The organism is Arthrobacter ginkgonis (assembly GCF_039540195.1).
GTDB classification, from domain to species: domain Bacteria; phylum Actinomycetota; class Actinomycetes; order Actinomycetales; family Micrococcaceae; genus Zafaria; species Zafaria ginkgonis.
The window spans coordinates 139,338-161,879 of sequence record NZ_BAABEO010000011.1 but is presented as its reverse complement, the minus strand read 5'-3'; the positions used below and the strand labels follow the sequence as shown (position 1 = coordinate 161,879).

General features: G+C 66.6%; 24 protein-coding genes. 11 read left to right on the top strand and 13 right to left on the bottom strand.

The window, feature by feature from the left end; translation table 11 throughout:
- Positions 1-148 precede the first annotated feature (148 nt).
- Both ABD912_RS09285 and ABD912_RS09280 read right to left on the bottom strand, forming a co-directional pair.
- Entirely contained in the window at positions 149-853 is a 705-nt protein-coding gene (locus ABD912_RS09285; protein WP_345150252.1) for an IclR family transcriptional regulator, read from the bottom strand.
- An 81-nt stretch (positions 854-934) separates the two neighbouring features.
- Entirely contained in the window at positions 935-1,354 is a 420-nt protein-coding gene (locus ABD912_RS09280) for a PRC-barrel domain-containing protein (protein ID WP_345150251.1), read from the bottom strand.
- Positions 1,355-1,622: 268 nt separating this feature from the next.
- On the opposite strand from ABD912_RS09280, the gene ABD912_RS09275 reads away from it, so the two are divergent.
- On the top strand, positions 1,623-2,066 hold the full coding sequence (locus ABD912_RS09275) for a hypothetical protein (RefSeq protein ID WP_345150249.1): 444 nt from the start codon (positions 1,623-1,625) through the stop codon (positions 2,064-2,066).
- Between the two features lie 706 nt (positions 2,067-2,772).
- On the top strand, positions 2,773-3,117 hold the full coding sequence (locus tag ABD912_RS09270; protein ID WP_345150247.1) for a hypothetical protein: 345 nt from the start codon (positions 2,773-2,775) through the stop codon (positions 3,115-3,117).
- Positions 3,118-3,246: 129 nt separating this feature from the next.
- Here ABD912_RS09270 and ABD912_RS09265 read toward each other — a convergent pair whose 3' ends face one another.
- The 4 genes from ABD912_RS09265 to ABD912_RS09250 all read right to left on the bottom strand — a co-directional run bounded on the left by ABD912_RS09265 (position 3,247) and on the right by ABD912_RS09250 (position 7,274).
- On the bottom strand, positions 3,247-3,648 hold the full coding sequence (locus ABD912_RS09265) for a hypothetical protein (protein WP_345150246.1): 402 nt from the start codon (positions 3,646-3,648) through the stop codon (positions 3,247-3,249).
- A gap of 289 nt (positions 3,649-3,937) precedes the next feature.
- A complete protein-coding gene (locus tag ABD912_RS09260) occupies positions 3,938-4,480 on the bottom strand; it encodes a hypothetical protein (RefSeq protein ID WP_345150245.1) in 543 nt (180 codons plus the stop codon).
- Positions 4,481-5,004: 524 nt separating this feature from the next.
- Complete coding sequence (locus ABD912_RS09255) at positions 5,005-6,156, bottom strand: hypothetical protein (protein WP_345150244.1); 1,152 nt, start codon at positions 6,154-6,156, stop codon at positions 5,005-5,007.
- Between the two features lie 680 nt (positions 6,157-6,836).
- Positions 6,837-7,274 carry a VOC family protein gene (locus ABD912_RS09250; protein WP_345150242.1) on the bottom strand — a complete coding sequence of 146 codons (438 nt, stop codon included), beginning with the start codon at positions 7,272-7,274 and terminating at the stop codon, positions 6,837-6,839.
- A gap of 713 nt (positions 7,275-7,987) precedes the next feature.
- Between ABD912_RS09250 and ABD912_RS09245 the strand changes: the two genes are divergently transcribed.
- Positions 7,988-8,392: a hypothetical protein gene (locus ABD912_RS09245; RefSeq protein ID WP_345150240.1), complete on the top strand. Its 405-nt coding sequence runs from the start codon at positions 7,988-7,990 to the stop codon at positions 8,390-8,392.
- 63 nt (positions 8,393-8,455) lie between these two features.
- On the opposite strand, the gene ABD912_RS09240 is transcribed toward ABD912_RS09245, so the two are convergent.
- Positions 8,456-9,163, bottom strand: coding sequence for a hypothetical protein (locus tag ABD912_RS09240; RefSeq protein ID WP_345150238.1), 708 nt, complete (start codon positions 9,161-9,163; stop codon positions 8,456-8,458).
- A 563-nt stretch (positions 9,164-9,726) separates the two neighbouring features.
- Positions 9,727-10,107 carry a VOC family protein gene (locus ABD912_RS09235; RefSeq protein ID WP_345150236.1) on the bottom strand — a complete coding sequence of 127 codons (381 nt, stop codon included), beginning with the start codon at positions 10,105-10,107 and terminating at the stop codon, positions 9,727-9,729.
- Positions 10,108-11,500: 1,393 nt separating this feature from the next.
- Here ABD912_RS09235 and ABD912_RS09230 point away from each other — a divergent pair.
- Together ABD912_RS09230 and ABD912_RS09225 are read left to right on the top strand one after the other, a co-directional pair.
- Entirely contained in the window at positions 11,501-13,669 is a 2,169-nt protein-coding gene (locus tag ABD912_RS09230) for a bifunctional polysaccharide deacetylase/glycosyltransferase family 2 protein (protein WP_345150235.1), read from the top strand.
- A 352-nt stretch (positions 13,670-14,021) separates the two neighbouring features.
- Positions 14,022-14,393, top strand: coding sequence for a hypothetical protein (locus tag ABD912_RS09225; protein WP_345150233.1), 372 nt, complete (start codon positions 14,022-14,024; stop codon positions 14,391-14,393).
- A gap of 341 nt (positions 14,394-14,734) precedes the next feature.
- On the opposite strand, the gene ABD912_RS09220 is transcribed toward ABD912_RS09225, so the two are convergent.
- On the bottom strand, positions 14,735-16,060 hold the full coding sequence (locus ABD912_RS09220) for an MFS transporter (RefSeq protein WP_345150231.1): 1,326 nt from the start codon (positions 16,058-16,060) through the stop codon (positions 14,735-14,737).
- A 329-nt stretch (positions 16,061-16,389) separates the two neighbouring features.
- Here ABD912_RS09220 and ABD912_RS09215 point away from each other — a divergent pair, with 329 nt between their 5' ends.
- The 3 genes from ABD912_RS09215 to ABD912_RS09210 are packed head-to-tail and all read left to right on the top strand — an operon-like array spanning position 16,390 to position 17,059.
- Complete coding sequence (locus ABD912_RS09215) at positions 16,390-16,665, top strand: CBU_0592 family membrane protein (RefSeq protein WP_345150229.1); 276 nt, start codon at positions 16,390-16,392, stop codon at positions 16,663-16,665.
- Positions 16,548-16,916 carry an NAD-dependent epimerase/dehydratase family protein gene (locus ABD912_RS23570; RefSeq protein ID WP_425548041.1) on the top strand — a complete coding sequence of 123 codons (369 nt, stop codon included), beginning with the start codon at positions 16,548-16,550 and terminating at the stop codon, positions 16,914-16,916. Before ABD912_RS09215 ends, ABD912_RS23570 begins: the two co-directional genes overlap by 118 nt.
- Complete coding sequence (locus ABD912_RS09210; protein ID WP_345150227.1) at positions 16,811-17,059, top strand: Rossmann-fold NAD(P)-binding domain-containing protein; 249 nt, start codon at positions 16,811-16,813, stop codon at positions 17,057-17,059. The genes ABD912_RS23570 and ABD912_RS09210 overlap by 106 nt, the downstream gene beginning before the upstream one ends.
- A 232-nt stretch (positions 17,060-17,291) precedes the next feature.
- Here ABD912_RS09210 and ABD912_RS09205 read toward each other — a convergent pair whose 3' ends face one another.
- Entirely contained in the window at positions 17,292-17,693 is a 402-nt protein-coding gene (locus ABD912_RS09205; RefSeq protein ID WP_345150225.1) for a VOC family protein, read from the bottom strand.
- A 234-nt stretch (positions 17,694-17,927) separates the two neighbouring features.
- Here ABD912_RS09205 and ABD912_RS09200 point away from each other — a divergent pair, with 234 nt between their 5' ends.
- On the top strand, positions 17,928-18,572 hold the full coding sequence (locus ABD912_RS09200; protein WP_425548040.1) for a DUF4232 domain-containing protein: 645 nt from the start codon (positions 17,928-17,930) through the stop codon (positions 18,570-18,572).
- A gap of 110 nt (positions 18,573-18,682) precedes the next feature.
- Here the strand turns inward: ABD912_RS09200 and ABD912_RS09195 are convergent, their stop codons facing one another.
- The 3 genes from ABD912_RS09195 to ABD912_RS09185 all read right to left on the bottom strand — a co-directional run bounded on the left by ABD912_RS09195 (position 18,683) and on the right by ABD912_RS09185 (position 19,984).
- A complete protein-coding gene (locus tag ABD912_RS09195) occupies positions 18,683-19,102 on the bottom strand; it encodes a DUF1129 domain-containing protein (protein WP_345150223.1) in 420 nt (139 codons plus the stop codon).
- Entirely contained in the window at positions 19,099-19,443 is a 345-nt protein-coding gene (locus ABD912_RS09190) for a PadR family transcriptional regulator (RefSeq protein WP_345150222.1), read from the bottom strand. Before ABD912_RS09190 ends, ABD912_RS09195 begins: the two co-directional genes overlap by 4 nt.
- Before the next feature lie 331 nt (positions 19,444-19,774).
- Positions 19,775-19,984: a dodecin gene (locus ABD912_RS09185; protein ID WP_345150220.1), complete on the bottom strand. Its 210-nt coding sequence runs from the start codon at positions 19,982-19,984 to the stop codon at positions 19,775-19,777.
- Positions 19,985-20,218: 234 nt separating this feature from the next.
- Here ABD912_RS09185 and ABD912_RS09180 point away from each other — a divergent pair, with 234 nt between their 5' ends.
- Positions 20,219-21,679 (top strand): ABC transporter permease, encoded by a 1,461-nt coding sequence (locus ABD912_RS09180; RefSeq protein ID WP_345150219.1) that lies wholly within the window; start codon positions 20,219-20,221, stop codon positions 21,677-21,679.
- Between the two features lie 160 nt (positions 21,680-21,839).
- Complete coding sequence (locus ABD912_RS09175; protein ID WP_345150371.1) at positions 21,840-22,508, top strand: ABC transporter ATP-binding protein; 669 nt, start codon at positions 21,840-21,842, stop codon at positions 22,506-22,508.
- The last annotated feature ends 34 nt before the right edge of the window (positions 22,509-22,542 follow it).

Here is a 22,542-nt window from a genome sequence, read left to right as displayed (position 1 = left end):
GGGGGTGCCGGCACTTCCGAGGCAGGTCAGCGGCCTGTGCAGGCCCGTGCGTCGGATGCATGGCGACGCGTCACCCTGCGCCCGACGCGCGGGCATGCGGACTCGCCACAGGCTGCGTCGAAGGAGCAGCCCGGCTAGGGGTACAGCCCTAGGCCAGCCGTGCCGTGATGCGGGCGGCGGCTTCCAGCAGCGGTTCGACGGCGGTGGTGGCCAGGTCCTGGCGCACCGTGATGATGTTCAGGCAGGCCGGTACCCCGGCGACCTTTTCGGGGACCGGCACCGCGAGCCCGTACATGTTCGGCTCCACCTCGCCGAAGGTCTCCGCGTACCCGTCCCGGCGGGCCTTGGAGACGCTCTCCGGTTCGCCGGGAAGCGCGGGGGAGGAGGCCATGATCGCGTGCCCGGCTGCGCCGCGGCCCAGCGGGTGCCGGCTGCCCTCGGAGAACCCGACGTGGTAGGTGCCGCTGGTCGGCGAGACCACGGCGAGCGCGACGGCGTCGTTGCCTTCCCGCACGATCAGCGCCACCGTGGCGCCGAGGCGGTCGGCGGTGTCCGTGAGCACCGGCAGCGCGGCCGCGCGCAGGGACTGGTGCGCCGCCGAGGCGAGGGACAGCAGCCCCGTGGAGCCGCGGTAGCGTCCGTCCTCGCCGCGGTGGACCATGTGCGCGTCGGCGAGCGTGTTCAGGGTGCGGTAGGCGATGGTGCGGTGGATGCCGATCCGTTCGGCGGCCTCGGCCACGGTGAGCCCGTCGCGGGCCGCGGTCACGGCCCGCAGCACCTCCAGGCCCCGGGCCAGGGTCTGGGAACCGGCGGTGCGGGAGGCGGGCTTGGTTTCGGCGGGCTCGGCAGTCACGGTGCAATCGTAGCCATCCCGGGCCCGATGGCCCCTGCTTTGTTCCGGCTCCCGCGCCCCGCGACCTGTGCGGCCCGGCGGCTAGAGGCCGTAGTGCCGGCGCAGGAGCTCTTCCTCGGCCGGGCTGAGTGTCTCGCCGCGCTCGGCGTCGGGGGCGTCCTTGATCGTGTCCGAGCCGTAGGCCACGTGCAGGTCGGGCACCTGCGCGCCCTGCACCAGCCGGGCCCCGGCCAGCGGTATGAACTTCTCGCGGGTCTCCATCAGCCCCAGCGGCACCGAAACCCATACGGGCCTGCCGAAGGCGTCCACCGCCACCTGGCTCACCGTGCCGAGCTTCATGTCCGCCGCATCCCACACGGTCGCGTCCTGCAGGTCGTGGATCCCGTACTCGGCGGGGGTGGCCGCGGTGGGGTCGGCGTCCCGTGTCGAGTCGAACTCCTGCCCCGCGTTGAATTCCTGCCCCGTGTTGAATTCCTGCTTTGGGTCGAATCCCTGTTCCATGCAGTCCCTCCAAGTGGGTCGGTGGTGTTCCGGCACGGGCGGCGAGCCGCCCGCCGCCGAGCCTAGCCCGTCCGGCAGGCCGGGCCAACCCCCCCAGGGCCCCCGCGGCCCTGACTGGTGCGGGGATGCTGGCCGGATACTCCCCGCTGTTGGGAGGGTGGCTTCGGGTGCCCATTGGCGGGACGATGGGCCCGTGCCGGGCTTCGCGGGAAAAGCGGGCTTCACTGGTACCTTCAATTCATCAACACGCTGGAGGAAAGGGTGGGGCATGAGGTTCAAGAAGGTTCTGGCGGCGGCCGCAATGGCGGGCACGGTGGCGCTTGCGGGCTGCGCGGCCCAAGCCGAAGCGGTGGGGGAGTCCGTGGAGCCCACGGCCTCGCAGCCGGTCGGGAACTGCACCGGCGGGTTTGAGGGCCCGTGGAACTCAACCCCGGTCGACGGTGACGTGGCGGGGCTGCCCCAGGAAACCGTCACGGTCGTTTCGGAGACGGGCCAGATCTTCGATGCCATGCGCCGGGACCCCGACGGGACGGCCCAAGCCGTTCCGTTCGATGAGCTCGACGACATCGACTACCAGGTCAAGGTCGATCCGTCCTGGCCGAAGAACCATGCAGTGGCGATCGACACCGCGACCGGCGAGGTCCTCGGGATGTTCGAGATCCCCGCCGACGCGCCTTTGTGCGAGTGGGTCCTGAAGCCCTCCGCGACATAGCGCGGGGCGCCGCCTTCCGGGTTAGTTGCGGCGACCGGCCCGTTGCGGTGGTGGCTGGAGCATCAGCCTTGGGTGCTGACCCATTGGCGGGAGTCGAGCTCAGGCATCCTCTGAAACAGGGTGGCAGGGGACATGCCCAGGTCCCGGGCGACCTGGGCATCGGGGGCCAGCCCTAGACAACGGAGCCGGTGAGGCGTTCGCGCTTGATGCGTGGCGATCAGCAGGGTGTCGCCATCGTGCAGCGCGTCCGGTGCCCTACCGAAGGCCGACCTCGAGGCCCGGGCGCCGCTGACCTCGTGGTCGGTGTCCCGCGCTTTGGTCGAGACGGGCAGGCAGCCGAGCAGTTTTCCGCAGGGACTCCGACACTGTCTTGCGACGGATGTTCATGACACCAATTCCAGAATGGGGTTGCAATACATGGTGGCAAGACAGTCCGCCTCGCGGACTTGCGGGGCGGGTTTCCCGTCTCGCCGGACCGTTTCGGATCCATTCGGTTGCAAGACATCTGCGTGCGTCTCGGCATGACGGTCATTAGGAGGGAGGAGTCTGGACCGTGAGGCAAGATCCTGTGCTGGCCGACGGCGGGGGAGCGCCCGGGCGTTGTCGCTTCGGATTCGTTCGGGGCTGCTACAACTGATCCATGGGATGGCTGGGCCGGTGGCTGGACGGGTGGTTAGACGAAACGGACTGGCCGAAGGACCCGCGCTTGGATCCGTTCCGGGATGGGGTGTGGGAGCTGTCGCTCAACGGCGAGGCCAAGGGGTGGGTGACTTCCTCGGTGACGCCCATGCGGTCGTTTCCCCTCCTCTGGGTCAAGCAGGAGCAGATGTGGACGCAGGTGCACTGGCTCGGCGGCGGGCACGAATACACGGAAGAGGACTACGGTCCCGAATGGTACGCCGCGGAGGACCTGCGGGGAGGGCGCTTCGTCGCCTTCGATCCCCGAACCGATCTCGAGACCAGCTTCGACGCGATCCTCGTTGCCGGAGCCGAGCGGGACCGCCTCTGGGCCCGACTGGAGCACGGCGTGGAACCGCACAGCCGGAAATAGGCGGCTTTCCCGAGGCGCTCTGCCCCTAGGATGCTTGATGACGCACCGGCATCTCTTGAGGCTGTGACCTGCGGGGACCGTGCCGTCATCGACGTGGGTTGGCTCCACGGATCGGTTCCCGGAAGGCGGTTACAGATTGACGAGAAACAACGGCTCGCGTGATGTCACCTTGAGTCCGGGGAACTTGGCGAGCACCGTCACGGTCTGGGTGGCATGGACGTATACGTTGAGGGCCGGGGAGAAATCCGAGGTCAGGAGCTCAGTGGCCTTTCCTGCCGCTTGCTCGCGTTCCGGGGCTCCTCGTGGCGGGGAGAGCGTGTGGGAGCCCGCTCCCGGATCCGTTTCGTGGGCAGCGATTTCAGCCGGCTCCGTGGGGTGGGCTTCCACGATGGGGTCGATTGGAGGAGCAATACGTTCGACCTTGGCCGCACCCAGCTCATCCTTGACCGCCAGGACGCGGCGGACCCGGGCGTGCGGGAGGTCTTCGAGTCCACGGATCTCGGACAGCTGCTGACCGACTCGCTGATTCACCAATGACCGATCAACTATGCGCAGTCCTGGACTCTGCTGGAGAGGGACGATTTTCGTCCCGATGCCTGGGCCAGGCTCGTAGTGCTCCTCGGGCACCACACCTCGGAGTAAGGGAACTTCCCTCTTTTTCCGACTTTGCACCGGTCGCTGGAGCACGGCGGCAGAGCGCGACCGCCGCGGCGGACCGGTGACCGGTGGACGTACCGGCGCAGGAAGCTGCGGACGCCCCGCGGTTCCGGCCTTTCCGGAGCCGCGGGGCGCCCTGGTCGGGCTGATGGCAGCGCTGTGGTTAGCCCAGGAGGCGCAGCCGGCGGTGTGCCAGGGATTCCCAGGTCCGGGCCAGCCCCCAAGTGCGGCCTGCACGGGCGGCGGCCAGGACCCACAGGGCTGCCGCGTAGATGAGGTGTTCGTCGACGAGGGGGTTGTTGGCCAGGGGCAGGGCCGACAGCCACATCAGGCCCATGATCAGCGTTCCGCCGACCGCGGCCGCGCGAAGGGCAATGCCCAGCACGAGGGCGGCCCCGACGGCCAGCATGCCCAGCATGAAGGACACATCGACCCAGGCCTGCCCGGCCAGGGCGCCGAAGACCGGCGCCAGCGTGCCTTCCAGATTGCCCAGGTATCCGGTGGTCGGTGAACCGCCGGCAATCCAGGCCCGCTCGGGCGGGGTGGCAAAGCCGAATCCGAAGGCCTTGTCCACAAACGCCCACAGGAACACCGATCCGAGCAGAATCCGTAGGACGGCCAGCGCTCTGCGGGCCGAGGCGGCCAGGGGTTCCGGAGCCGGCGCGGCGGCGGCGCGCAGACCGGGGCGGGTCTCAACAACAGTCATGGGGAATGAATCCTTCCAAGGTTAGGTGAGCCTAAACTTACCTAGGATTCCGTGGAGGAGAAAAGAGGGGATGTTTTATGACGCCTCGGGGCCAATCGGTTCAAGGTGCCGGGAGGAGCCGTCATGGGCATCGTGCACGAACGGGTGGCCGGTTTGGACATTTCCAAACGCGACGCGAAAGCCTGCCTGCGTGTCCCCGGCGCCGCCAGGGCCGGGACCCACACGTCGACGGTCAAGACCTGGGGGATCGGGCCAGGGCCACCTTGCGGCGAACGCAGGGCGGATAGATAACTGAGGTTGCTTTCCCGCGGGGTGGTACTGCACCTTGTTGGGCGGCGGATCCTGGACCAACGAACCACGCGATCAGCGGTTCGGCGCGCCGCGACAGAAGTCTCGTCATCGGTGTCTCGACAACAGCGTCTTGCATCCCACCGGTTGCAAGACAGTGTTGGCATGGAAAGCGAAACTGAATGTATGTGCACAATCCTCGATGTGTTCGTACGTTCCCTTTTTGACCGGCGCTTCTAGTAGTTGGCGACCTGATAGAAGTCCGCAGAGACCTCGTAGTCGGAGCCCCTCTTGACGATGCCCACACTCACATGGGTGAACTCCCGACTCTTGGCCAGCATCACTAGGGACGGCTCGGCCAGGAAAGCCTTCACGGTTGTTCCGTACGGGTTTCCGGTTCCCGAGGAGTGTGGGATGTACTCATCGCTTTTCAGGCTGGGCGCCCCTGTCGAGACGATAAGTGGGGGAAGCTTCGCGCCGGCTCGCACCTGCTGGATGCCGGTGATGATCCGGGTGCGGGCGTCTGGGGTACCCACATCGGACGTGGGCTGAGGGGCCGCCTGCGGGGTTCCCGCATTCTTGGTGCCCTTGTACACCTCGATGTCGATCGCATTGAGCTTCTTCTTGGTGGAAGGGCTGACGACGAACGAGTTGGTGATCGTGACCCGCGTGGCGCTCTTGTCCTTGATGAGTCGCTTCACGGTGGGGTCATCGTCGAACCAGGTTCCCACCCAGTCTTTTGCCGTGGGCCACTGTGTCTTCTCGAAGTAGTAGAAGCCGGAGAACGTGGTCCCGACGCCGTACATGCGCTCCGCTGAAGAGGGAACACCGGCACTGACCAGCGTCAGCGCCTTGAGCTTGTTGGTCTTGCGTTTGGCGTTGATCAGGGCGAGCCATTCTTTTTTCCCGGCCGTGGTGTTCACCTTGGCGGAGGGCTTCACCGACTTGATCTGCAGAGTTTGTGTCCGGGACACAGACTTCGTCCCGGACCATGTCTTGCCGGACTTCACCCGGTAGGTGACCTTGGTTTGGATCTTGTACGAACCGGCACCCAGGGTGGCGGACGTCTTGTTCTTCGCGATGATCTTCTTGCCGGCCGTGACCGTCACGCGCGCGGACTTCACCTGGGTGGTGCCCTTTTTGACCAGGACTGGCTTGATGGCGGTTTTCTTGCCGGTGCTCACTGTCTTGGTTGGGATGACTCCGATCGACACCGAGGGCTTCACGACCTTCGTGGCGGCGCCCACGGACACTGCGGCGTGTGCCGGCGCCGCGGTGGCGGCCAGCGGGGCGGTGCCCAGCATCAGGCCAGCGGTGAGCAGCAGTGCCGTCGTCGTGCGAGCGCGACGAAACCTTCGGGCGGTTGCGGGCTGACGGGGCTCAGGCACGGGGCCTCCTGGGTCTTGGTGGTGCTCTGGTTGCGGGACACCGCGGAAGCGGTAGGGATGGAGACGGGCTAACAACGGTGCGCGGGGAATTGAAGCTGCTCTCCCGTACAGGGAGGGAGCGCGAAAGTTCGGCTGGCGGCGAATGCTGGCCCAATGCCCCAAGCGTGACCCATCCTATGGCAGATGGTCAGGTCAGGTCAGGGATTTCAGCTCCTGACCTGAGGTGCTTTATTGGCTCTTCGGACATTCGGCGGGGACATGGCGTGAGGCCGCCTGCTGCGAGGAGCATCCGTAGTCGGTAGCTGTCGCGGCAACACCCTACCCACACACGCGGGCCCCCGCCGCAGCAAATCACTTACGCGCGGAATGCGGGCTGGGCCGCAAAAGTGACGGCGAGGATGTCTCGCAACTTGTCAGTCTCGATTCCCACCGGTTGCAACACGCCAGGAGCGTTGCAGTCGTGGCACCTTCACCGGGCATTTAGTCGAGCGGGCTTTACGGGGATCCGGATCTCGGCACTGACATGGTGAACGTGTGAGGTTTGCCTGCGCGCTGATGGCCCGGCTTGCGGGTGCTCGGAGCGATGGCTGATTTGTTTGCGGCAACGAAGCGGGTCGCGGCGATCGTTCCCGATCTGCTGCCGATTGTTGGTGCGGCGAGGGCGAGGGGCGATCCGGCCGTCAGTTCTTCTTCAGTTCCTCGGCGAGCATCACGATGATGCCGCTGGGACCGCGGACGTAGGTGAGCTTGTAGACGTCCTTGTACGTTGCCACACCGCGTAGCGGTCGGCAGCCGTGCCTCGCGGCTATCTCAAGGGCTGTGTCGATGTCATCGACCGAGAAGGCGACGCGGTGCATCCCTATCTCGTTCGGACGAGTGGGCTCTGTCTCGATCGCTTCGGGGTGGATGTACTCGAACAGTTCCAGGCGACCGTGGCCGTCCGGTGTTTGGAGCATCGCAATGTTGGCATGGTTGCCGTCAAGTCCGACGGCGGTGTCGGTCCACTCGCCACTGACCGTGTCACGGCCGATGAGCGTGAGGCCGAGGTCGGTGAAAAAGGCGATCGTCGCTTCCAGATCGCGAACCGCAATGCCGACGTTCTCAAGTTTGATGGCCATGCGCTTCACGCTATCGAGCCGCACCGAACAGCACCAGCGTCCCCCGTTGATTCATTTCCGCACCTCACCCTCGCGAAAGCGTGAGTGTCTCCCGTCCCGTCTTGCGTCCCATCGGTTGCCAGACTCACTCTCTGTTGCGAGTGCGTCGCAGAAGCCGGGCCGGCATCCCGACAGCGGTGGCTCGCGATGCTGAGCGATCGAAGAGCACCGCCCCTGAGCGCGCTGGAGGTCTTTTGTTGCTGCCTCGGACGCGCCGATCGAGCTTGGCCAGAGTCTTTTCTCAATCCCTCTCAAGGGGTACGGCGGGCAGAATCGGCTTGTGACGGAATTCCTGCACCCTGCCCTCCTTAGCGCCACCCTTCAGGCGGCTGAGCAGTGGCGTACCCTTTTCTCCGACCTCGGGTGCTTTGCCGGCGGCCTTACCTTCAGCCACGATCCAACGGCGTTTGGCGGGACCGGACGTGGAGTCCCGCTCCGCGCTCAACGCCCTGCTGGTTCTGGCGACCATGAGGGCCATCGCGGACTCCGTAGCCCGCAAGACAGGGGAGGGGATCCGGCGTTCCGGCGAGATCGACACCCCAATAGGCAGGTTGTCCTCTTTCAACCCGGAGTGACTTCCAGAGAGAAAAGCTGCACCACGGCAGTCCCCCCAAGCACGGGAAGGTAGTCTCCGGTCATGGAAACCCTCAATGTCCTGGCGCGGATGGCGGACGGTGAGTGAGTCTGCGGAAGTCCACGACTATCTCGTCGCCTTGGCCCGGAACGTGGAGGGCATCACCTCGAAGCTGCCGGCAACGGTGCATGCGACCGTCGGCATCCGCCATGGCGCCGTCTACACGGAGGTGCGTGGACCCCGGTGGGGAACGTTCACCCTGGTGCAGGGGAGCGAGGCGCCGGAAACCGTATACGACGGGCAATACATTCACCACCACCTGATCGGCGAAGGCATGGAGGATCAGCTCGAACACACGCAGGACACTCTGGACGAGATCGTGGACTTCCTCCTCAGCGACAGGATCCTCACCGAGGGGACGAGCCGGATCCTGCGCAGACGCTACCTGTCCATGCCACTGGCTGACGGGGACGAATGGCGCTTCCGCTGGTTCAACCCCCGCTGATCCGGGCGAAAACTATCGGGCGGGTGCACGCCACCAGGTCCGCTGGAGGTCTTCACTGCTGGCTCAACCGATCCGGGAAAGCTCGGCCATGGTCTCCACCCAATCCCTCTCCACGGTCAGCGAGGAGACGTGACCGGCGATCGATGCACGCACCGCTTCCCAAGAGGCATTATCCGGAACGACCAGTTCACCCCCGCCGCTATGGACGAGGCCCTGCTCCAGGGTGTGGGCCAGGGCCGAGTAGTTCATCACGGGGACGGCCAGGGGCACCGCAGGGGCTTCTCCGCTGACCCCGACCCGCAGCACGGCGGCGGGAAGGTCCCCGCCGTTCGCGTCGGCACGGTCGATGTGCCGGACCTCCAAGGAGGAGTCAGCCAGGTCGAAGGGCGGAGGCGTGTTTTCCCAGAAACCGAGGTCCGGTTGGTACTCCGGGTTCCTGAGCTCGTCATCGATCCAGCCAAACCGGCTCAGGACCAGCAGGTCGTGGTCGGTCCATAGGCCATCGCAGGGCGCCTTGCGGATTGCCGCCCGAAGTCTGTCCTCGACCTGCCCCGGAGGGGCGGGGCCGGCAATGACCAGTCGGTAGGTGAAGAACGCCCCCGTTTCGCGCAGCAGGTTGCCCTCCGCTTCCAGGGAGCCGTGGCGGACCTTGAGGGTGGTCTGGGCAATGGAACCGTCGTACCCCACCTGGACTTCACCGATGCCGAGTTCCGGGGTGGCGGTGGTCCACGGATCGAACCAGTCGATGTCCCGCGGAGCCCATCTGCACACGGCTACAGCGCTCTACCCCTCCATGAATACCCACAGCGCGGGCTACCGGGCCGGCGAACCGTGCCGCCAGACGGTTCTACTTCCGCCAGAACGTCGCCACCTGGCGCCACCAATCCAGGGGTCGGTCCCACTGTCTCGACAAGCCGTCTTGCATACCTCCGGTTGCAAGACGGGCGGGTCGCTATACGTGTCCGTGAAAATCCTCCACCCAACTCACTGAACGGGTCTCCGGCCGGCGAAGAGAGTAGCCCAGTCGCGACGCGTCCTGCGTGCTCGCGATTATCACCGGACTGCCCCTAGTCGGTGCAGTCCTCGAAAGCCTGCGATCACTCGGAAGGGCATCCTTGTTCCGCGTCAATGATGGCGAGGGTTATGGGGAGTGCGAGCAAGCCAACGACCGGCGCCGGCATGTACATGCTCTTGGTGTGGTAGGCGGCGCGCAGGATCGTCTGGATGTCGTAGAGGGGATTGCCCTTGCAGTCGCGATGGCCCGCCAGGCGCCAACGCTGGATTTCCCAAGAAGGACCGGGATGCCCGCTCAGGTCATGTCGGGCGACGTTGCTTCATCGCTGGGCTGGTTGGAAAAGCTCGATGAGATTGCCGGCGGGGTCGGTGAGAAGGATTTGACGTCCACCAGGTCCGGCAACCACGTCGCTGCGAAACGACAGTCCCGCCGTACGCAGCCGGTCGATCTCGGCATCAAGATCCTCGACGACCAGATGGATGCGGTTTCGTCCCGCGGCAATGAATTCCGCGGGGGTGGCGATCGCGCCTGAGCTTGGAGGCCCGGACAGCAGCAGCCGCAACGGGCCCCGCGTCACGTCAGCGAACGCGGGCGACTGCACGTTGACGACAAAGCCGAAATGCGCGGTGTAGAAGTCGACGGCCGCCTGGACGTCGTCGACGAGGTAGCGGACGCTAGCGAGCTGGTCTGATGTGGTCACGGCCTGTTTCCTAAGTCGCGAGTGGCGGTGCGTAAGCACCGGTGCCGGGAATGGCCAGACGGCGAGGACAGAATCCTGGGGGCCTTCCTGCGCATGCCGCTCTGTGATGATCCGGCAGCGGGCGGCCAATCCATGTTCGGAAGTCGCCGGCCGGTGAGGTCAATGCCAGCACAATACATCGCGCCGGTTTCAGGGAACAGACAACTGGCGGCAGGTACTGAGCGCGCAACGAATCGTTGATGGGACTGCGCGCACGGCGCACCCCGGCCCCGCACTCCACGGAGCCCCGCATGCTGCGGGTGCTCCTCGCCGCCGGCAGACTCACGCCTTGATCCCCACCGGATGTCCGATGAGCCGTTAAATGATGCCCCCGAAAGCAGATCAACACTGCCCTCGGATGTCTTTCGGGGCGACGTTCGGAAGAAGCCGTTGTGTGCAAATGCGGGAAGTCCCTCAGCAAAACATCTCACGGCACCAAGACATCACGTTGGGCGAGCCGGTTGGCCCCTCCAACCGGGAGTCGAGGTCTCCAAAAGAATCGATGCCCTAAGGAAGTGGGTGGTCATGCGGTGATGGTGGCACCGCTCGGCTGTCGGGGACGGAGTGGTGCCTGGTTAATCCGGTCCAAGGGCCGGGATCCGCATCACGATGCACACGTGGTGACAGCAGGACGTAAGGGCGGGGCGCACCTGGCTCGCGCCGTGGAGTTCCAGCCTCCGCCGAGAGTTGAAGGCAGGCGGTCCATTGAGCCCGAATGGCCCTTGGGTCGTTATCTATTTGTTATGCGGATTGCGAATCCTCTAACCTTGGGCCCGATGGAAGCCTTTTTCGAACCCTCCGATGAGCCGCGGTCCGCGTCGCCGCGCGGGCCGGTCTTTGTTGATGCGTCAGGTCGGCGCCTGCGGCGGGTCAAGCTCATTGGTCTCGGGGCCCTGGGGCTCGTGGCGGGGTATGTCGTTCTCCTGCTGGTCGCGTTTAGTGGCGGGTCCAACATCGCAGCGCCGTTTCTGCCTCTTCCGGCCCCCGCGGCCGCACCGGCGGCTGATGATCTTCCGTCATCCGCATCTGCACCGGCTTCCAGGACGCCTGGAGTCCCCGCGGGCAAGGTTCCCTCCGCTGAACCCGCAGCGCCGGCCGCTTCCGAGGCTCCTGTGATTCCATCTTCTGCCGTTCCTGCAGCATCATCCAACCGTGCAGCATCACCGGAGCCCGCGGAACCACTCAAGTCCGCAGCACCCTCGAATCCTGCGGCATCACCGGCTAAGGGGGCCGCCGGCAAGCACGAGACACCCTCGGCGCCTGTTGCCGATCCCGCGGTGAGCACGGAGTCGAGTCCGGGCAAGAGCGGGGACGCTCCGGGCCAGACCCGCCGACCGTCCACGCCCGCGCACCCGTGAGCGCGCGCCGCCTGAGCAAGCGCACCGCCCCAGTCAGCGTCAAGGCACACTGGTTCATCCTTCTGGCTGTTCTCTTTGCATTGGGTGTCGCGCTTACCCTGCAGGGGTACATGCATCACCTCTCGACGGTCGGCCATGACTCCGTGCCCGCGGACGGGTCCGCCGGATCTGTCCCGAATGCCGTCTCTCAGGGCGGCCCCGTCATCGACTCCCGCGGCGGGACGGTCCAAACTGTGCGTCCACCGGATCGCACGATGGCCTTGACGTTCGACGACGGACCAGACCCGGTCTGGACACCTCAAGTCCTCGACGTCCTCCGGAAACATGACGTCCACGCAACGTTCTACGTTGTTGGTACGGCGGCGATCGAGCACCCCGATCTTGTGCGCCGCATCGTGGAGGACGGTCACGAGATCGGGGTGCACACGCTCACTCATGCCGACCTCGGCACCGTCCCGGAATGGCAACGTCAGCTCGAGGTTCAAGGTGCCCAGGATGCGATCGTGGGCATCACGGGTCGCGCCGCCTCCCTGCTGCGTCCGCCGTACAGCTTCGACAACGGTGCCGTCACCGACGGCACCTGGTCCGCGATGGACGCGTCGGCGGACGAGGGGTACCTCACCGTGCTCAGCACCATGGACAGTGAGGACTGGCGACGGCCAGGCGTTGCGGCGATCGAGCAGAACCTCACCCCGATCGGCTCCCAGGGGCAGGTCCTTCTGCTGCACGACGGCGGTGGGGACAGGGAACAGACTGTAGCCGCGCTCGACTCCACCCTGTCGCGCTTCGCTGACGAGGGCTATCGGGTGACTACCGTCGGCGACGCCGTCGGGATTGAGAGCACGCGGCAGGCGTCCGCCGTGGAGCGGATCAGCGGAACGGCGTTCGTGTGGGGCGTCCGGCTCAGCGACTTCGTCGTCACCGCCATCTCGTGGATCCTCGTTGCGGCTGGCGTCGTGACGCTCATCCGGGCTGTCCTCGTGGTCGGTGTCGCGGCGTTCCACAACCGCGCCACGCGCCGCAGCCGGGCGGCCGGCAGCGGTCGACGCCGGGTGGATGTACCCGTTCGGCCCGAAATCACGGAGCCGGTCACCGTGATTGTCCCCGCTTACAACGAGGCGGCCGGCATCGAAGCCGCTGTCCGGTCCATCGTCGCCTCGACCCATCCGGTGGAGATCATCGTGGTCGACGACGGATCGACCGATAGGACGGCAGACATCGTGGAAGCGCTTGGCCTGCCGGGCGTCACGGTGATCCGGAAGGAGAACGGCGGCAAGCCCTCCGCCCTCAATGCCGGGCTCGATGCTGCCAGCCACGGCCTCGTGGTGATGGTCGACGGCGACACCGTATTCGAACCGGAAACGGTGCATGCCCTCATCCAGCCGTTCGCCGACCCCAGGGTGGGCGCAATCTCCGGGAACACCAAGGTCGCTAACCGCGGCGGCATCCTTGGTGCCTGGCAGCACATCGAATACGTCGTCGGCTTCAATCTGGACCGCCGGCTGTTCGACGTCGCCGAATGCATGCCGACCGTCCCCGGGGCCATCGGAGCCTTTCGCCGCGATGCCCTCCTCCGGGTCGGCGGAGTCAGTGACGATACGCTCGCCGAGGACACCGACCTGACGATGGCACTGTGCAGGGATGGCTGGCGCGTCGTCTACCAGGACAACGCAAGGGCCTGGACCGAGGCGCCCGCGAGCCTCGGCGCCCTGTGGCGCCAGCGCTACCGCTGGTGCTACGGCACGTTGCAGGCCATGTGGAAGCACCGTGGCGCGGTCGTGCAGCGGGGAGCGGCCGGGAAGCTCGGCCGGCGAGGGCTTGGCTACCTGCTCGTTCTCCAGGTACTGCTTCCCCTCTTCGCGCCCGTGGTCGATGTCTTTGCCGTCTACGGCCTGATCTTCCTTGACCCGGTCCGGATCGCGGGACTCTGGCTCGTCTTTCTTCTCGTGCAGGTCCTCATGGCTGCCTACGCATTCCGGCTCGACAAGGAACCGCTTCGCCCGCTGTGGACGCTTCCGCTTCAGCAGTTGGTCTATCGGCAGCTCATGTATCTCGTCGTCATCCAGTCGCTGGTCACTGCCCTGGCCGGCGTTCACCTGCGGTGGCACCGAATGGAGAGGTACGGCAGCCTGCGCGTCCCGGCCGCCACGCAGGGCCAAACATAGGGCCTGCACGGAACTCCTGAAACAGCAAGGGAGCCGGCAGGCCCCTCACACGAACATTCAGTTTCCTCGTCGATATCCTGGTTCGGCCTCCGAGGACCAAGACCCACGCCAAGGCTGCGGAGGCCGTCCCTCAAGGTCCGCACGCCGGGACGGTCGGGACGATGGCGGTCAGGCCGCCACTGGCGACGCCGCTACGGGAAGTCGAATGTAGGCGGTGCCGTCGCAGGCTGTCCGGGACAGACATTATGTCTCGACGGACTGTCTCGCATCCCACCGCTTGCACGACAAAGTCCGAGAGGGTGCTGCGCAAGCAATTAGGCTGATCGTGTCCGGCTCCGTTTCGAAAGGCAACATGACCGAGTCCTATGTCGCCTTGGCTGCTCCGCTTCTGATGGTGATTGCCCTGTCTGCCCTCGTGGTGTCGGTGACCCGTGGAGCAGCGGAGGGCAGGATCGCGCGCAACGGTTCCATCGGGATCCGTACCAGCAGTACCCAAGCCTATGGCCAGGCGTGGACCGCCGGCCACGCCGCCGCGTTGCCAAGCGTGCGCCGAACATGGTGGGTCGCCCTTGCCGCCGTCCCGGCTTCCCTCGCCGGCCAAGCGGTGTTCGGCGGGGATATTGGTGTCGGGGTTGCCATTGCCGCCCTCCTGCTGGAGACCGTCGTGCTCCTCCAAGCGGGGAAGGTGGCAACCGCCGCCGCGCGGAACAGCGGGCTGCCCTGAGCTCCCCGCATTTGCCTCATTGTTTCGCCCCGCAACGGGGGAATTTCGATGAGCGACATCACCGTTAGGAATGCTGGCGGGCTGCCTGTTCACTTGCTTCGGGACTTGGCGGGCCGTACCGGCAGAACCACCCGCCGGGCGAGCGGATGCCGATCAGGTGATCCTGATTGATATCCGCTAGCCCCTGTTGAGCGACGTTCTCGCGGTGGATAGTCTGGGTCGCGTGCGGGTTGGCGGCGTCCTCCTTGGATCAGGCGCTTGGACTCCACCGAGATGAGTCCGATTTACCTATGGCTTGGCGCCGGTGAGGCTTTTTCCTCCGCGTCCTCTGGCTCTTCGCCTCAGCGCAGAGTCTTTTCCTTGGTCTCCGGTGCCCAGAGGATGGAGAGGATGAGTCCAAGGAGGGGGAAGGCCGAGACCAGCAGCAGCGTGGCCGAGGTGCCCAGCTCCGCCAGCAAGAGCGGGAACAGGTAGGTTGCCCCCGCGGCGGAGATGCGGGAGAACGCTGCGGAGAAGCCCACTCCGGTTCCGCGGACACGGGTGTCGAAAATCTCGCTCGGGTAGACGTACTGGATGTTGTTCGCTCCCGGGGCCATGAACAGGTAGAAGGCGAAGAGGCCGACGGTCAGCCATATTGGGGCGTTGCCGAACAGCCCCAGGGCCAGCAGGGTCAGGAACATTAGGGCGAAGGTCCAGTTCACGAAGCCGCGCCGGGTGAGCTTGTGCAGCAGGTACAAACCGAAGACGGCGCCCGCGAGCTGGACCACATTGAGCCAGATTTCCACGGTGACGGCGTCGGTGATGCCAAGGCCGTTGAACACCGGGGTGAGGAAGGTGAAGATCGCGAAGAACGGACCCACCTGGCAAAACCAGAACAGTCCGGAGTACAGGTGGGGACGCCAGGTCTGCCGGGTGAACAGCTCCGAGAGCCTCGCGTTCGTCTTGTCCAGCTTGACCTGGGGAATGACGTATCCCTCGCCGTAGTGCTTGAGCACGATGGCGTCCGCCTCGTCGTCGCGGCCGCGGGCCTTCAGCCACATCGGGGACTCGGGCAAGCGTGAGCGCAGCACGAACACGATGAAGGCGGGGACCGCGCTGGTTGCCAGCAGCAGGCGCCAGTTGTCTCCGGACCAAAGTAGTCCGACCATGAAGGCGGCGACGAAACCGATCATCCACCAGACGGCGAAGTTGCCCAGCAGCACGCCGCGGCCCTTCTTACGGGAAAACTCGGCCAGCACCGCGGTGCCGACGGCATACTCCACGCCGATGGCCAGGCCGAGCGCCAGGCGGAGGGCGACCAGATCCCAGACGCCGACCGTGAACAGTTGGAGCAGGGAGAGCACGACGAAGGCGATCAGGTTCCAGGTGAACACCGGGCGGCGCCCGTACCGGTCGGCCAGGGAACCGAAGATCAGCCCGCCGATGAAGACGCCGATCAAGGCGCTGGAGGCGATCAGCCCCTGGCTCAGGGCATTGAGGGCAAGTTCGTTCTCCGCCAGGGAGATGCCGGAGCCGATGATGCCGAGGACATAGCCGTCGACTGCCGCGCCTCCCAACACGCAGGCCGTCGCCAGCGCGTGGATCGGCTTGAAGGGGGCGTCATCGAGGGTGACCGTCCCGACCGCAGTAGCGGGTGCGGCCGGGGAAAGGGGCTGTTGGTGGGACATGGACCGCCTTCTGGGAGTGTGGAATGCGAGTGGAGCCGTGTTGCACGTTGCTGAGCATACAACTCATATATCTGTGAGAGTAACGGGAGTCACACTTGCCGACAAGGGGTCGGGAAAACGATCCTGACGTGCAGCAATCGCCGTTGGAGGTGCGGGCGGGGTGCGTGGCGCTTCCTGCGCGGAGAAGGCGGACGCGCGGACAGCCGGCGCGGGCGGGTATGCATATTTACCCCTGCTAAATCCCCCATGCAGAAGCCTGCAATTGTTCTTAATGCCCTGCCCCTTCAGAATGTGGGGGATACCACACGTTCGCGGAGGAAGGGAACGGGATGCTGGCTGCGGTTCTGGGTTGGCTGGGCACGATCGGGATCTTCATGGCCTATGCCATGCTGTGGAGGGGGCGGCTTACACCGGAGTCCTATGTGTATGCGGCCCTGAACGCGGCCGGCGGCCTGGTGGGCGGGATCTCCTGCGTCCTCTATGGGGCGTGGCCGAGCGTGGTCTCCAACCTCGCCTGGGCAGTCGTGGGTTTCCATTCCCTGGTTCGCACGTACCGCCGGCGGCATCTGGAGGCAACCGCTGCGACGGCGGGGGTGGAAGCGTGAAAATCCTCGTCGTCGGGGGAGCGGGAAAGGCTGGGCGTGCCATCTGCCTGCTCATGCAGGAGCGCGGCCATGGGGTCGTGACCGTGGGCAGGAGAAGCGGAGAGGTCCGTTGCGACATTTCCGACGAGGAACAGCTGGCCCGCATGTGGCAGGAGGTGGGGCGATCGAGGCCTTCGTCCGCGCCGCGGCCCGCGAGATCGCTCCCCGGCGGATCAACGCGGTCAGCCCTTCGGTGTTCACCGAAAGCCTAGAGGACTTCGGGGACTTCTTCCCCGGATTCGCTCCGGTCAGCCTGGCCGACGTGGCGCGCGGGTACCTGAAGGCGATCGAGGGTGCCTCCACCGGGGAGGTCATCACTCTTCCCTGGCGTCCTACCGCCGCGCACCGGTGGTGAATGCCGGTCCCCGTGATTTCGCTACCGCCTGTCGGATTGAAACCAAGGCGCGCCCGAAGCATCGCTCCGCACCTTGTGCCCGGGGCTGGCATGTCCAATGGGGACAGTATGATCCGGCGCGTCCGGCCGGAGGGAACCACCGCGCGATGCATCGCCTCTTCCGCCAGCCCATTGACCGCCCTCAGCACGTGCTGGCGCTTGTTCGCCAGCTGCCCGAGCGGTCGCGCGTCGCTCACGGTGCGGGTTCGTATCCGATGAGCCAGTGAAGTCCGTGGCGGTCGATGACCTGGCCATCGGAGGCGCCCCAGGGCTTCGGCGCCAGCGGGTCGACCACCCGGCCGCCGGCGGCGAGCTTGTCGAACCACCCATGGAGTACCTCGGGTTCGGCCGTGCCGAGCAGCGAGAGCATGAGGCCCTCGAACCTGACGGTCTCCCCGTTGGCCGGCGCATCCGCTCCGGCCAAGGAAACCACCCCGCTGAGGACTCCGTGGGCGATGGCGTTCGGATCGCCATCGGTGGCGCCGAAGTCCGCTCTGGTGTGGAGGGAAAGTTCTCCGCCGAAAACGTCCGCGTAGAAGCCCAAGGCTTCGCGTGCCGTGCCGGGGAAGCTGACATAGATCTGTGGTCCGGTCATTGGCACAGCATATAGATCGGCCTACCTCCTGGAAACGGGCGAAATCGAGCATGTCAGATCACGAATTGACCCCACGGAAAGGGGCCTGTCTGGACATAACGTGTCTTGACATCCACGGGATGCAAGACTCGCCTCCGGTCGAAGATGCCCGCGTCGCGGCCGCCGCGGGCAACAAGCCGGACGGGCGGTCGTGGCATCGTTGACTGAGTCGACGGCGGGCATGAAAGTGGAGCCATGGGGTCTCGGCGAACCAAAAACGTACTGGTGCTTACGACGGCGGCTGCCGCGGCAACGCTGCTGCTCGGCGGCTGCGGGAGTGGTGCGGGGCAGGGCGAAGCCACCGGCCAGCCGGTCGCCCCCGCGGCAAGCCCGTCGGCGTCGTCGAGCGCCTCCGGCGCTGCCGAGCCGACGTCGGCTTCCTCATCCCCGGCGCCCATCGAGCCGGCCACCGGATCCGGCCCCGCGCTCTGCAAGGCCGCAGGCCTGACCGCCAGCACCGACGCCACAGGCGGCGGCGCGGCCGGCAGCGTCTACATGGAGCTGATCCTGACCAACTCCGGCACCGAGCCCTGCCTGCTGAGGGGGTTTCCAGGAGTCTCGCTCACGGCGGATGCCAACGGTGAGCCAATCGGTGCGCCAGCGGTCCGCGATGCGTCCAGCCCCGTCACCGACGTCGTGCTCGCGCCGGGCCAGGCAGGCACCGCAACGCTGCGCTACACCCAGGCCGGCAACTATCCGGACTGCTCCCTTACCGAGGCGGCCGGCTTCAGGATCTACCCGCCCCAGGACACCGCTTCGCTGTTCGTCGCCGGTCCCTGGGACGCGTGCAGCAACGCAGACATCAAGCTACTGACCATTGGAGCCTTCCAGGCCAAGTAGCGGCACGACGGCGCCCGTCCGTGAGGACTATCCCTGCTTCCGCGTCCCGGCGTTCGATCGACTCGAAATGCAGTCCCGGCACCGTAAGCCGTCCGGCGCCTGTCGGGAGCTCAGATGTGCCAGGTGAGAGAACGGCGTTTCGAGCGCGCGCCCGCGAGGAGGACCAGGGCGATGAACGAGGCTATCCCCGCCGCGCCAACGGCAATGCGGATCCAGGGCGGCAGGCCCCACAGGTCGTGGCCGGGCGCCTGGAGCGCAAAGACTCCAGTGATCAGGACATACGTTCCTCCAAACGCCAGGATCACCGAGGAGAGGATCAGCATCCAGAACCGGGCCATCCGGGATTTCGGCGCGAAGCTGTCCGCATACTCGCCCGGGGTTCCGAAGGCGGCAACGGGGTCCTCGCCGGATTCGGCAACGTGGCTTTGGACTTCGCGCACGATCTGGGTGGCAGCCTCCGTGGGAACACCCCGAAATTCGAGAATCTCCCTCAGATCCGCCGCGTACTCTTCGTCAGGTGTATGGGTCATGAGTCTGCCTTCCCTCCCGTAATAACGGCCGTCGCCCGGTCCGTGAAAAGCCGCCAATCGGTCCGCAGGACCGTGAGGCGCTCTCTGCCGGCCGGGGTGATCGAGTAGTACTTTCGGCCGGGACCGCCGCGGCCCTCCCGCCAGGTCGAGACGACGTCGCCGTCCTGTTCCAGCCTGGTCAGGAGCGGGTAGAGGGTTCCTCCTTTGACGACGCCCAGCCCCGCATCGAGCAACCGCTGCGCGACGAGATACCCGTAGGTCTCACCTTCGCTCACGATGGACAGTACCGCGGCGGCCAGCACCCCTCTGAGCCAATCGACCGGCCAGTTCGAACTCTCCATGACTAGATGGTCACACAATCTAGTTTGGCGCACAAGCTAGTAGGTGCGTGTTTCCCCTCCCGACAACCGCGTCGAGTCGGAACGCCCTTGGGCGCCCCCGGAGTTTTCGCCAAGGCCGTCCGGCACTGGCGGCGGGACTCCCAGGGTGCCTGCTCACCGCTGAGGCACGAAGAGGGCGCCGAACGCGTCGCGTTCGGCGCCCTCTCAACGGCTGGATCAGACGGTCGTGTGGGACGCCGAAGATCCTGTTCCGCGGGAACTGATGGAAACGGTGCCGGATGCTTCGAAGCGTCTGACTTGGTCGGCTACCGGGCCCGGCGGGTTCTTTTGTTTAGCTTTCGTGGCGGAAGCCCAGTTTGATGGTGACTTGCCAGTCGGCCACGTGGTCGTCATTGAGGTGCCCGCGGACCGAGGTGACTTCGAACCAGTCCAGGTTTCGGAGGGTTTTGGATGCTTCCGCGATGGCGTTGTTGACTGCTGCTTCGATCCCGTCGGGTGAGGATCCGACGATTTCCGTGATCTTGTAGACGTGGTCGGCCATGGTTTCTCCTTCAATGCCGGTCCCGAGGCTTGTCCCCAGGGTGTTACGGGCCACGCTAGTGCCATGGATCGTGGCGGGCTAGGGACGCCTTGGACGGCCGTTGCCTCCGTGCTGGCCGTCTCCGGGCCGCCATCCCACAGGTCAGCCACAGTCTCGGCCAAGCCCGGCCATAGAGCCCCTCCATAGGTTGGGGTGCAGGCCGCGGCGAGGGACCGGGGCGTGAAGGGACCCACCATGTTTGCTCGATACCTGCGGCGCGAGCTGTCAGGCCGGCGGAAACAAACCGCCATCATTGCCATCGCCATGGCACTGGCCATCGGCCTGGTCATCATCGTCAACTCGCTCTCCGCAGGCGTCAAAAACGCCCAGGCCAGCGCGCTCGAATCCGTCTACGGCGTGGGGACCGACGTCACCGTCACCGCCACCCCGACCCCGCCGGCCGAGGGCGAACGCGGCCCGCGCTTCGAGTTCGACTCCGAGGACGGCAGCGACACCGGGGAGGGCACCACCGCCGTTTCCCAGTCCCGCCTGACCACCGGCCGGGGATCGGCCACCTTCGACGCGGCCGCAGTGGACACCGTCACCGCGCAGGACGGCGTCCAAGCCGCCTCCGGAGTCTTGTCGCTGACCAACATGACCTTCGACGGCGAACTGCCCCAGGCGGGCGGCGCCACGGGCACCGGAACCGACTCGACGCAGGGCCAGGCAGGTCCTCCGCAGGGCGGCGGCGGGTCCTTCGACGTCAACTCGTTCACCGTCATGGGCGTGGACGGCAACGCCGCCAGCGTAGGACCGCTGGCCTCCGCGACGCTCCAGACCGGCCGCACGCTGGCGGCGTCCGACGCCGGCACCTACACCGCCGTCCTCGACTCGGCCTACGCCACCACCGAGGAACTGGCCGTCGGGGACACGATCACCGTCGCGGACCAGAAGTTCGAGGTCGTGGGCATCGTCGCCGGTTCCGGTTCCGACGCCGAAACCGCCTCCAACGTCTACATCCCGCTGGACGTGGCCCAGGAGCTCTCCGACTCCGCGGACCTGGTCAGCACCGTGTACGTGCAGGCCGCCTCCTCCGACCGGATCTCCACGCTGAAGACCGTCCTTGAAGGCGCGCTGCCGGACAACACCGTCAACACCCAGGAAGACCTCGCGTCCTCCGTCTCCGGCTCCCTCTCCACCGCGTCCGGCCTGGTCTCCAGCCTCGGCACCTGGCTGTCGGTGGCCGTGCTGGCCGTCGCGTTCCTGCTGGCCATCCTGCTGACCATCTCCGGCGTCTCCCGCCGCACCCGCGAGTTCGGCACCCTGAAGGCGATCGGCTGGCGCAACGGCAGCATCGTCAAGCAGGTGGCCGGGGAGTCCCTGGTGCAGTCGCTGATCGGCGGAGCCGCCGGCCTGCTGGTGGGCCTGGTGGGCATCCTGCTGATCAACGTGTTCTCCCCGACGCTGACCGCCTCCGCCAGCGTCCAGGGCGCGGGCCCCGGTGGCCAAGCGGGCGGGCCGGGCGCAGGTGGCCCCGGCGGGCTGGCCCAGCAGGCGAGCGCAGCGGCCGACGTCGTGCTGAATGCCCCGCTGACCCCGGCGATCATGCTGATCGCGGTGGGTATCGCCATCGTCGGCGGCTTGCTGGCGGGCGTCCTGGGCGGCTGGCGCGCGGCGCGCCTGCGCCCGGCGGAAGCGCTGCGGAGCGTGGCGTAGCAATGGATGAAGCGTGGCAATGAGCGGGTCCATAAACATGAATAAGGAGACGATCGAGATGGCAGAACAGGCAACCACCGAGGCGACCACGGCGCTCGCCACCGAGGCCACCCCGGCCACTGGCACCGCGCCGGGGACCCCCGCGGCCGAGCCGGCGCCGATGTTCCGGCTGGCCGGCGTGGACAAGGTCTACACGCAGAAGAGCCGCACCGTGCATGCGCTGCAGAAGGTGGACCTGACCATCCCGGCCGGGCAGCTGGTCGCCATCCAGGGCTCCACCGGCGGCGGCAAGTCCACGCTGCTGCAGATGCTCGGCGCGTTGGACCGGCCCACCACCGGCACCGTGACGCTGGCGGGCCAGGAGATCTCCACGCTCGGGGACCGCGACCTGGCCCGGATCCGGGCCAGGGACATCGGGTTCGTGTTCCAGCACTACAACCTGATCCCCACGCTCACCGCCCAGGAGAACGTGGAGATGGGCCTGGCGCCGCTGGACGTCCCGGCCGAGGAGCGGGTCTCCCGCGCGGCGGCCGCGCTGGCCTCCGTGGGACTGGCGGACCGGGCCTCCCACCTGCCGGGGGAGCTCTCCGGCGGACAGCAGCAGCGCGTGGCGATCGCCCGGGCCCTGGCCAAGCGACCCAAGGTGCTGCTCGCCGACGAACCCACCGGCAACCTGGACGAGGCCACCCGCGACGACATCATTGGCCTGCTTGAGGGCCTGTGGAAGGCCGGGCTGACCATCATCCTGGTCACGCACGACTCGGCCGTGGCCCGCCGCGCCGAGCGCCGGCTGCGGATCCACGCGGGACGGGTCACCGAGGCCGCCTAAACAACGGCGAACAAAATGCACGACGCCGGCGCGC

Bases quoted from the DNA above. Each gene is read 5' to 3' on its own strand.
- ABD912_RS09185 (WP_345150220.1), bottom strand. From the start codon at position 19,984: ATGGCCGACCACGTCTACAAGATCACGGAAATCGTCGGATCCTCACCC.
- ABD912_RS09180 (WP_345150219.1), top strand. From the start codon at position 20,219: ATGTTTGCTCGATACCTGCGGCGCGAGCTGTCAGGCCGGCGGAAACAA.
- ABD912_RS09260 (WP_345150245.1), bottom strand. From the start codon at position 4,480: ATGACTGTTGTTGAGACCCGCCCCGGTCTGCGCGCCGCCGCCGCGCCG.
- ABD912_RS09275 (WP_345150249.1), top strand. From the start codon at position 1,623: ATGAGGTTCAAGAAGGTTCTGGCGGCGGCCGCAATGGCGGGCACGGTG.
- ABD912_RS09205 (WP_345150225.1), bottom strand. From the start codon at position 17,693: ATGACCGGACCACAGATCTATGTCAGCTTCCCCGGCACGGCACGCGAA.
- ABD912_RS09195 (WP_345150223.1), bottom strand. From the start codon at position 19,102: ATGACCCATACACCTGACGAAGAGTACGCGGCGGATCTGAGGGAGATT.
- ABD912_RS09215 (WP_345150229.1), top strand. From the start codon at position 16,390: ATGCTGGCTGCGGTTCTGGGTTGGCTGGGCACGATCGGGATCTTCATG.
- ABD912_RS09200 (WP_425548040.1), top strand. From the start codon at position 17,928: ATGGGGTCTCGGCGAACCAAAAACGTACTGGTGCTTACGACGGCGGCT.
- ABD912_RS09190 (WP_345150222.1), bottom strand. From the start codon at position 19,443: ATGGAGAGTTCGAACTGGCCGGTCGATTGGCTCAGAGGGGTGCTGGCC.
- ABD912_RS09250 (WP_345150242.1), bottom strand. From the start codon at position 7,274: ATGGCCATCAAACTTGAGAACGTCGGCATTGCGGTTCGCGATCTGGAA.
- ABD912_RS09225 (WP_345150233.1), top strand. From the start codon at position 14,022: ATGACCGAGTCCTATGTCGCCTTGGCTGCTCCGCTTCTGATGGTGATT.
- ABD912_RS09280 (WP_345150251.1), bottom strand. From the start codon at position 1,354: ATGGAACAGGGATTCGACCCAAAGCAGGAATTCAACACGGGGCAGGAA.
- ABD912_RS09175 (WP_345150371.1), top strand. From the start codon at position 21,840: ATGTTCCGGCTGGCCGGCGTGGACAAGGTCTACACGCAGAAGAGCCGC.
- ABD912_RS09220 (WP_345150231.1), bottom strand. From the start codon at position 16,060: ATGTCCCACCAACAGCCCCTTTCCCCGGCCGCACCCGCTACTGCGGTC.